The sequence below is a fragment of the Isoptericola sp. NPDC060257 genome (assembly GCF_042726645.1).
Classification (GTDB): domain Bacteria; phylum Actinomycetota; class Actinomycetes; order Actinomycetales; family Cellulomonadaceae; genus Isoptericola; species Isoptericola nanjingensis.
This window is the reverse complement of sequence record NZ_JBHXAW010000217.1, coordinates 1-7839: the sequence shown is the minus strand read 5'-3', so window position 1 is coordinate 7839 and position 7839 is coordinate 1. Positions and strand designations below refer to the sequence as shown.

7 protein-coding genes are annotated in these 7839 nt (G+C 74.1%); all 7 read left to right on the top strand.

Annotation, left to right across the window (positions count from 1 at the left end):
- Positions 1 to 415, top strand: a 415-nt coding sequence (locus ACFWEK_RS16080) for an extracellular solute-binding protein (RefSeq protein ID WP_430554674.1), incomplete at its 5' end; no start/stop codon positions are given.
- Positions 415 to 1992: an ABC transporter permease subunit gene (locus tag ACFWEK_RS16075; protein WP_430554673.1), complete on the top strand. Its 1578-nt coding sequence runs from the start codon at positions 415 to 417 to the stop codon at positions 1990 to 1992. The genes ACFWEK_RS16080 and ACFWEK_RS16075, both read left to right, overlap by 1 nt.
- Entirely contained in the window at positions 1992 to 2921 is a 930-nt protein-coding gene (locus ACFWEK_RS16070; RefSeq protein WP_430548305.1) for a sugar ABC transporter permease, read from the top strand. Before ACFWEK_RS16075 ends, ACFWEK_RS16070 begins: the two co-directional genes overlap by 1 nt.
- 92 nt (positions 2922 to 3013) lie before the next feature.
- Complete coding sequence (locus ACFWEK_RS16065; protein WP_430548306.1) at positions 3014 to 3649, top strand: hypothetical protein; 636 nt, start codon at positions 3014 to 3016, stop codon at positions 3647 to 3649.
- 54 nt (positions 3650 to 3703) lie between these two features.
- A complete protein-coding gene (locus ACFWEK_RS16060; protein ID WP_430554672.1) occupies positions 3704 to 5623 on the top strand; it encodes a glycoside hydrolase family 13 protein in 1920 nt (639 codons plus the stop codon).
- A gap of 89 nt (positions 5624 to 5712) precedes the next feature.
- On the top strand, positions 5713 to 6471 hold the full coding sequence (locus ACFWEK_RS16055; protein ID WP_430554671.1) for a metallophosphoesterase family protein: 759 nt from the start codon (positions 5713 to 5715) through the stop codon (positions 6469 to 6471).
- 74 nt (positions 6472 to 6545) lie between these two features.
- The coding region (locus ACFWEK_RS16050) for a deoxyguanosinetriphosphate triphosphohydrolase (protein WP_430554675.1) at positions 6546 to 7839 on the top strand (1294 nt) is incomplete at its 3' end.

The window sequence follows — 7839 nt, the reverse complement described above, 5'->3', positions numbered from 1 at the left end:
GTTCAAGGACCTCGACCTCGCCGTCGACCCGATCCCGGCGCCGGGCGACCAGCCCGCGCAGCCGTTCGTCGGCGTCCAGGGCTTCTACGTGAGCGCGCAGAGCAAGAACGCCCTGCTCGCGAACGACTTCCTCGTCAACTACATGTCGACGCCGGAGGCGCAGACGGCGCTGTTCGAGGCCGGCGGCCGCCCGCCGGCGCTGGTCGAGGCCGCTGACGCGGCGTCCGAGGACCCGCTGGTCGCGGGTTTCCGCGAGGTCGGCGCCTCCGCCGTGCCGATGCCGTCCATCCCGGAGATGGGCTCGGTCTGGTCCTTCTGGGGCGTCACCGAGGCGAGCATCATCTCGGGCAAGGCCGACGACCCGGTCAAGGCCTGGAACAAGATGGTCTCCGACATCGAGGGTGCGCTCGGCTGATGTCGCGTGCCCGCTACAAGGGCGCCGAGGCCGGCTCCGGGACGTTCTCCGGAGCCGGCTTCGCCGTCAAGCTCGTGCTCATCGCGCTCGTGGACGCGCTCGGCGTCTTCGGCGTGCTCGCCGCGTGGCGTGCCGGGTCGTGGGGGATCCTCGCGGCCATGGTGGCGCTGCTCGTCGCCGCGAACTGGGTCTACTTCACCAAGCGCACGCTGCCGCTGAAGTACATCCTGCCGGGGCTGGCGTTCCTGCTCGTCTACCAGGTGTACGTCGTCGGCTACACCGGCTACGTGGCGTTCACCAACTACGGCGACGGCCACAACTCCACCAAGGAGCAGGCGGTCGACGCCCTCCTGGTGCAGAACGAGCGCCGCGTCGAGGGCTCGCCCGCCCTGCCGCTGACGGTCGTCGAGGACGGGGACGGCGAGCTCGGCTTCGCCGTCGTCGAGGACGGCGCGGCGGAGGTCGGCACCGCCGAGGAGCCGCTCGCGGCGGCTCCCGACGCGACGATCGACGCCGGCGCCGTGACCGAGGTGCCGGGCTGGACGGTGCTCGACCGCGCGACCGTGCTGCAGCGGCAGGACGAGGTCACCACGCTGCGGGTGCCGGTGTCCGACGACGCCGCCGACGGCTCGGTGCGCACCCAGGACGCCCGGACGGGCTACGTCTTCCAGCCGGTGCTGGAGTACGACGAGGCCGCCGACACGATGACCGACACGTCGACCGGCGTGGTGTACGCGCCGAACGACGAGGGGCAGTTCGAGTCCGCCGACGGCGAGACGCTGCCCGTCGGCTGGCGCGTGACGGTGGGCTTCGAGAACTTCGCGACGGCGTTCGGCGACGAGCGGTACGCGGGCCCCTTCGTCAAGATCCTGCTGTGGACGTTCGCGTTCGCGGTGCTGTCCGTGGTGACGACGTTCGCGCTGGGCATGTTCCTCGCGATGGTCTTCAACGACCCGCGGCTGCGGGGGCGCAAGGTCTACCGGACCCTGATGATCCTGCCGTACGCGATGCCGGGGTTCCTCGCGGCCCTGCTGTGGTCCGGCATGCTCAACAAGAGCTTCGGCGTGATCAACCAGGTGCTGCTCGGCGGGGCCGCGATCCCGTGGCTCACGGACCCGTGGCTGGCGAAGCTGTCGGTGCTCGGGGTCAACCTCTGGCTCGGCTTCCCGTACATGTTCCTCATCTGCACGGGGGCGCTGCAGTCGCTGCCGGGCGACGTCTACGAGGCGGCCCGCATCGACGGCGCGGGCAAGTGGCGCACGTGGCGCTCGATCACGATGCCGCTGCTGCTGGTGGCCACGGCCCCGCTGCTCATCTCGAGCTTCGCCTTCAACTTCAACAACTTCACCCTGATCAAGATGCTGACGGGCGGCGGGCCGCGGTTCGACGACGCGTCGGTGCCGCTCGGGCACACGGACATCCTCATCTCGATGGTCTACAACGTGTCCGGGCTCGACGGCTCGGCGCCGCGCGACTACGGCCTCGCGAGCGCGCTGTCCATCGTGATCTTCGTGGTGGTCGGGGTCATCTCCGCCATCGCGTTCCGCCAGACCCGCAAGCTCGAGGAGCTGAGCTGATGACGACGTCGACCGACCGCGCGGGCTCGCGCCGAGGGACCGCGGCGCCGGGCACGGGGGAGCAGGTGCTGCGGCACCGCATGAAGCCGGGCCGCTGGGCCCGGGAGCTGGGCTGGCGGCACGTCGTCGGCGTGCTGGCGGTGCTGTACGCCGTCTTCCCGATCGTCTACGTCGTGTCCGCCTCGCTGTCGCCCACCGGCACCCTCACCGGCTCGAACGAGCTGTTCGCGCAGGTCAGCGGCGTGAACTATGCCGAGCTGGGCGACACCAGGTTCTGGACGTGGATGGGCAACACGCTCGTCATCGGCGTCGCGACGGCCGTGGGCACCGTGCTCATGGGTGCGGCCGCGGCGTACGCGTTCTCCCGCTTCCGGTTCGCCGGACGCCGCCTCGGCCTCACGTCGCTGCTGATCATCCAGATGTTCCCGCAGATGCTCGCGTTCGTCGCGATCTTCCTGCTGCTCATCTCCCTCGGCGAGGTCGTCCCGGCGCTGGGCCTGAACTCCAAGCTCGCGCTGATCTGCGTCTACCTCGGTGGCGCGCTGGGCGTGAACACGTTCCTCATGTACGGGTTCTTCAACACCGTGCCGCGGGAGCTCGACGAGGCGGCCAAGATCGACGGCGCCTCGCACGCCCAGGTGTACTGGACGATCATCCTGCGCCTCGTGACGCCGATCCTCGCCGTCGTGGCGCTGCTGAGCTTCATCAGCACGTTCGGCGAGTTCATCATCGCCCGGGTGGTGCTCCAGTCGGAGTCGAACTGGACGCTCGCGGTGGGGCTGTACGGCTGGGTGTCGTCGCTGCTCGAGGCCAACTGGGGCCTCTTCGCGGCGGGCGCCGTCCTGTCGGCGATCCCCGTGCTCGCGCTGTTCCTCTTCCTGCAGAAGTACATCGTGGGCGGCCTGACGGCGGGCTCCGTCAAGGGCTGACGGGCGGCCGCCGCGAGGTTCGCGCGGATCGACCTGCGATCCACCCGCGATCCTTGTGGCGGCCGTCACAGCACGGTCCTAGCCTGGGCGTCATGACCGACGACTCGCGCTCCTACGCCCCGGACCTCGCGCGTCTCACCGACGCCGCCGACGACTCGTTCTCCGTGCGCCGTGCGTACGGCGAGCCCTACGAGCACCAGGGCCAGCTGATCATCCCCGTCGCCAAGGTGTGGGGCGGCATCGGCACCGGCTCCGGCGGCGGCGCGGGCAACGGCTCCGCGAACGGTGCCGGCACCGGGTCGGGCAGCGGCTCCGGCCGCGGCACCGGCCAGGGCAAGGGCGACGGCAGCGCCCCGGGCTGGCGCCGGTCGTTCAGCGTCGGCTCGGGCGGGACCGACGCCGCCTCCGACGAGTCATCCGCCACGACGGAGGCCCCCGACGGACCGCGCGGCAGCGGGTCCGCGCACGGCGACGCCTCGGGCGAGGCACAGGGCGACGCCAAGGGCGAGCTGCAGGGCGAGGCCCACGGCGAGGGGCACGGCGAGGGCGGCGGCGGAGGCGGCGGCTACGGGCTGCGCGTCAAGCCGCTGGGCGTCTTCGTGGTCTCGGCCGAGGGCACGCGCTACCAGCCGGTGCTGGACCTCAACAGGGTGATCCTCGGCGGCCAGGTCGTCGGGATCGCCATCGCGCTCGCCGCCGGGTGGGCGATCGGGCGCCGCCGCCACTGACCGTCGTCCCGCGTCGGTCGGGCGGCCAGCCCGCCGGACCGACGAGAGGACGACATGACCACGCACGCCACCCCGACCACCGCACCGACCACCGCCCCGGGCGCCGTCCGCACCCTCCTGGACGCGCCCCACCACGACGGCTCGGCGCTGTTCGCCCCGACCGCGACACCGGCGCTCGGCGACGAGGTCACCGTGCGCGTGCGGGTGCCGAAGGGGGCGGGCGTGCGCGACGTCCGCGTCCGGACCGTGCGCGACGGCGAGCCCCGCCTGCTGCCCGCCCGCCGCGACGGCGGCGACGCGCACGAGGACTGGTACGCGGCCGACGTCGTCGTGCACCACCCGGTGACCTCCTACCGCTTCTTCCTCGACGTGCCGGGCGGCTACCGCTGGCTCGACGGGCGCGGGGTGCACGACCGCGAGGTGCCCGACGCCGCGAGCTTCCGCCTCACCACCCACGCGCCGGCGCCCGGGTGGCTGCGCGACGGGCTCGCCTACCAGGTCTTCCCCGACCGCTTCGCGCGCTCCGCCGCGGCCGACGGCCGGGACGTCCCGGGATGGGCCGTGCCCGCCGCGTGGGACGACGAGCCCGCCGGCTCCGGGCCGCTGGCCGGCACGCAGCTCTTCGGCGGCGACCTCGACGGCGTCGCCCTGCACCTCGACCACCTCCAGGCGCTCGGCGTGCGCACCCTCTACCTGACGCCGGTCTTCCCGGGACGGTCGAACCACCGCTACGACGCGGCGAGCTTCGACCACGTCGACCCGCTGCTCGGCGGTGACGCCGCGTACGCGCGCCTCGCCCGGGCCGTGCACGACCGCGGGATGCGCCTCATGGGCGACGTGACGACCAACCACACCGGAGACGGGCACGAGTGGTTCGCCCAGGCCCTCGAGGACCCGGCCTCGCCCGAGCGCGGGCTGTACCTGTGGGACGACGGCGGGCCCGACGTCGTGCGGCCGGACGGCGGAGACCCCTACGTCGGCTGGCTCGGGCACGGGTCGCTGCCCAAGCTCGACTGGGCGGCCGACGAGACGTGGCGGCGCATGGTCACCGGGGAGGACGCGGTGATCGCGCGGTACCTGCGCGAGCCGTTCGCCCTCGACGGGTGGCGCGTGGACGTCGCCAACATGACCGGACGGCGGGGGAGCGCGGACCGCACGCACGCCGTCGCGCGGGCGCTGCGCGAGCGCATCCTCGCGGAGCGTCCCGACGGCGCGCTGGTCGCCGAGCACTTCCACGACGCCGCCGGGGACCTGGTCGGCGACGGGTGGCACGCGACCATGAACTACGCGGGCTTCACGCGCCCGGCCTGGTCGTGGCTGGTGCCCGACGGCTCGGACGTGCCGTTCCTCGACCTGCCCGTGCCGGTGCCGCGCCGCCCGGCGGCCGCCATGGTGGAGACGATGCGCGAGGTCGCGGCCCTGGTGCCCTGGCAGGTGGCGGCCACCCAGTGGAACATGCTGGGCTCGCACGACACCCCGCGGCTGCGCTCGATCGTCGGCTCGCGGGAGCTCGTCGAGGTCGCAGCAACCCTGCTGTTCACCTACCCGGGCGCGCCCGTCGTGTTCGCGGGCGACGAGGTGGGCGCCACCGGCACCAACGGGGAGCGCGCCCGCACCACGATGGCGTGGGACCAGGCCGCGCGCGGCGGCGGCCCCCGGTGGGACGCCGCGACGCTGGACGTCTACCGGCGCCTGTCCGCGCTGCGCTCGTCGTCCGGCGCCCTGCGCGACGGCGGCCTGCGCTGGGCCGCGGTGCACGACGACGCGGTGGCCTACCTGCGCGAGACGCCGCACGAGCGCGTGCTCGTGGTGCTGGCCCGGGCGCCGTGGCCGGGCGTGCGGCTGCCGGGACACCTGCTCGCGCCCGGCGCGGAGCCGGAGGTGCTGTACGGCGGCCTCGCCGTCCGCGCGACCGCGGACGGCCTGGACGTCGCCGGCGACGGGCCGGGCGTCGCCGTCGTCCGCCTCGCCTGACGGCCGACCATGCACCTGCGCACCCTCTGACCGCTCAGAACGTGCGCAGGTGCATAATCGGCGAGGGCGGTCGTGGCAGCATCGTCCTCGTGCCCCGTGATCTGGACCGCATCGCCGTCATCTCCGACGTCCACGGCAACCTCGGCGCGCTGGAGGCCGTGCTCGCGGACGTCGGGGCCCGCGGCATCACCCGCGTGGTCAACCTCGGCGACGACGCGGGCAAGGGGCCGCGGGGCAGCGCCGTCGTCGACCGCCTGCGCGAGGTGTGCGAGGCGGACGTCCGCGGCAACTGGGACGACTTCCTGCCGCGGCTCGAGGACGACGCGCCGCCGGAGATGGCGTGGTGGCGCGACGAGCTGCGACCGGACCAGCTCGCGTGGCTCGGCGCCAAGCCCCTGAGCCACGACCTGCTGCTGTCGGGACGCCGCGTACGGCTGTTCCACGCGTCGGCCACGAGCGTGCACACGCGCGTGCACTTCCACCACACGCCGGAGGAGTTCGCGGGCATGTTCGCCGCGACGGACCTCACCGGGCCCGGACCGGAGCCCACGGTCGTGGGGTACGGCGACGTGCACGACGCGTACCTCGAGACGCACCACGGCCGGACGCTGTTCAACACCGGGAGCGTGGGCAACCCGCTGGACGACCCGACCCCGGTGTACGTGATCCTCGAGGGCGTGCCGGACTCCCCGGACCCGGCGCCGTTCGGCGTCCAGCACGTGCGCGTGCCCTACGACGTCGAGGCCGAGCTGGCCGTCGCGCGCCAGGTCGGGATGCCCCGGTACACGGAGTGGGCTCAGGAGCTGCGGACCGCCGTCTACCGCGGCGGGGGCGTCGCGGCGTCGTGAGCCGGGGCGTCGGCGGGGCTCGCTAGGCTGCCCCCGTGCAGACGTTCGAGCAGGGCGCATTCGACGCCGACGTGCTGGGTCCGGCCGCGCGCCCGGACACGGGCGAGGAGTGGCTCGGCTCGTACACGGACCAGGACACCGAGCGCTGGTACCCCGAGCCGCCCAAGTCGAAGCACCGGACGGCGTTCGAGCGCGACCGCGCCCGCGTCGTGCACTCCTCGGGCCTGCGTCGCCTGGGCGCGAAGACGCAGGTGCTGGGGCCCGGCAGCGACGACTTCGTGCGCACGCGGCTCACGCACTCGCTCGAGGTGGCCCAGGTGGGGCGGGAGATGGGGCGCGCGCTCGGCTGCGACCCGGACCTCGTGGACACCGCGTGCCTCACGCACGACCTCGGCCACCCGCCGTTCGGGCACAACGGTGAGCGGGCGCTCGCCGAGGTCGCGGAGGGTATCGGGGGCTTCGAGGGCAACGCCCAGACGCTGCGGCTGCTCACGCGGCTGGAACCCAAGATCTTCGCCGGCGACGGCTCGCCGCGCGGCCTCAACCTCACGCGCGCGAGCCTGGACGCCAGCGTGAAGTATCCCTGGGCGTTCGGCACCGGCCCCGCGCGCCCTGACGGTGCCCCGACGCCGAAGTTCGGCGTCTACCCGGACGACCGGCCGGTCTTCGAGTGGCTGCGGCGCGGCGCGCTCGGCAGCCGGGTGCGGTGCATGGAGGCGCAGGTCATGGACCTCGCCGACGACATCAGCTACTCGGTGCACGACGTCGAGGACGCGGTCGTGGGCGGCCGGCTCGACCTGCGGGTGCTCGACGACGCGGACGAGCGGGCGCGCGTCGCCGCGCACGTGCGCGCCTGGTACGGGAGCTGGCACGAGCCCGACGCGATCGACGCGGCGCTGTGCCGGCTGCGCGACACCGGCTACCTGGTGACGGACTTCGACGGCTCCCGCCGGGCGCTCGCCCGGCTCAAGGACGCGACCAGCCAGCTCATCGGCCGGTTCAGCGGGGCGGCCCAGGACGCGACGCGCGAGGTGTTCGGCGACGGCCCGCTCACCCGCTACGTGGCGCGGCTCGTCGTGCCGCAGGAGACGGCGGACGAGATCCTGGCCCTCAAGGGCGTCGCGGTCGCCTACGTCATGGCACCGCGCGAGTCCGAGCCGGTGTACGGCGCGCAGCGCGAGATCGTCGGCGAGCTCGTCCACGTCCTGGCCGACCGCGCCCCCGACGTCCTGGAGCCGCCGTTCGCCGCCGACTGGCGCGCCGCGGCCGAGGGCGGCCCGGGGGGGGGGGGGGGGGGGGGCCCCGGCGCGGGGGGGACCCGCCGCGCGGCCCGGCCCGGGGGCGGGGGGGGGGGGGGGCGGGGCGGGA

What these genes read in the sequence shown, in the direction of transcription:
- ACFWEK_RS16075 (WP_430554673.1), top strand. Translation starts at nt 415, where the DNA reads ATGTCGCGTGCCCGCTACAAGGGCGCCGAGGCCGGCTCCGGGACGTTC.
- ACFWEK_RS16070 (WP_430548305.1), top strand. Translation starts at nt 1,992, where the DNA reads ATGACGACGTCGACCGACCGCGCGGGCTCGCGCCGAGGGACCGCGGCG.
- ACFWEK_RS16065 (WP_430548306.1), top strand. Translation starts at nt 3,014, where the DNA reads ATGACCGACGACTCGCGCTCCTACGCCCCGGACCTCGCGCGTCTCACC.
- ACFWEK_RS16060 (WP_430554672.1), top strand. Translation starts at nt 3,704, where the DNA reads ATGACCACGCACGCCACCCCGACCACCGCACCGACCACCGCCCCGGGC.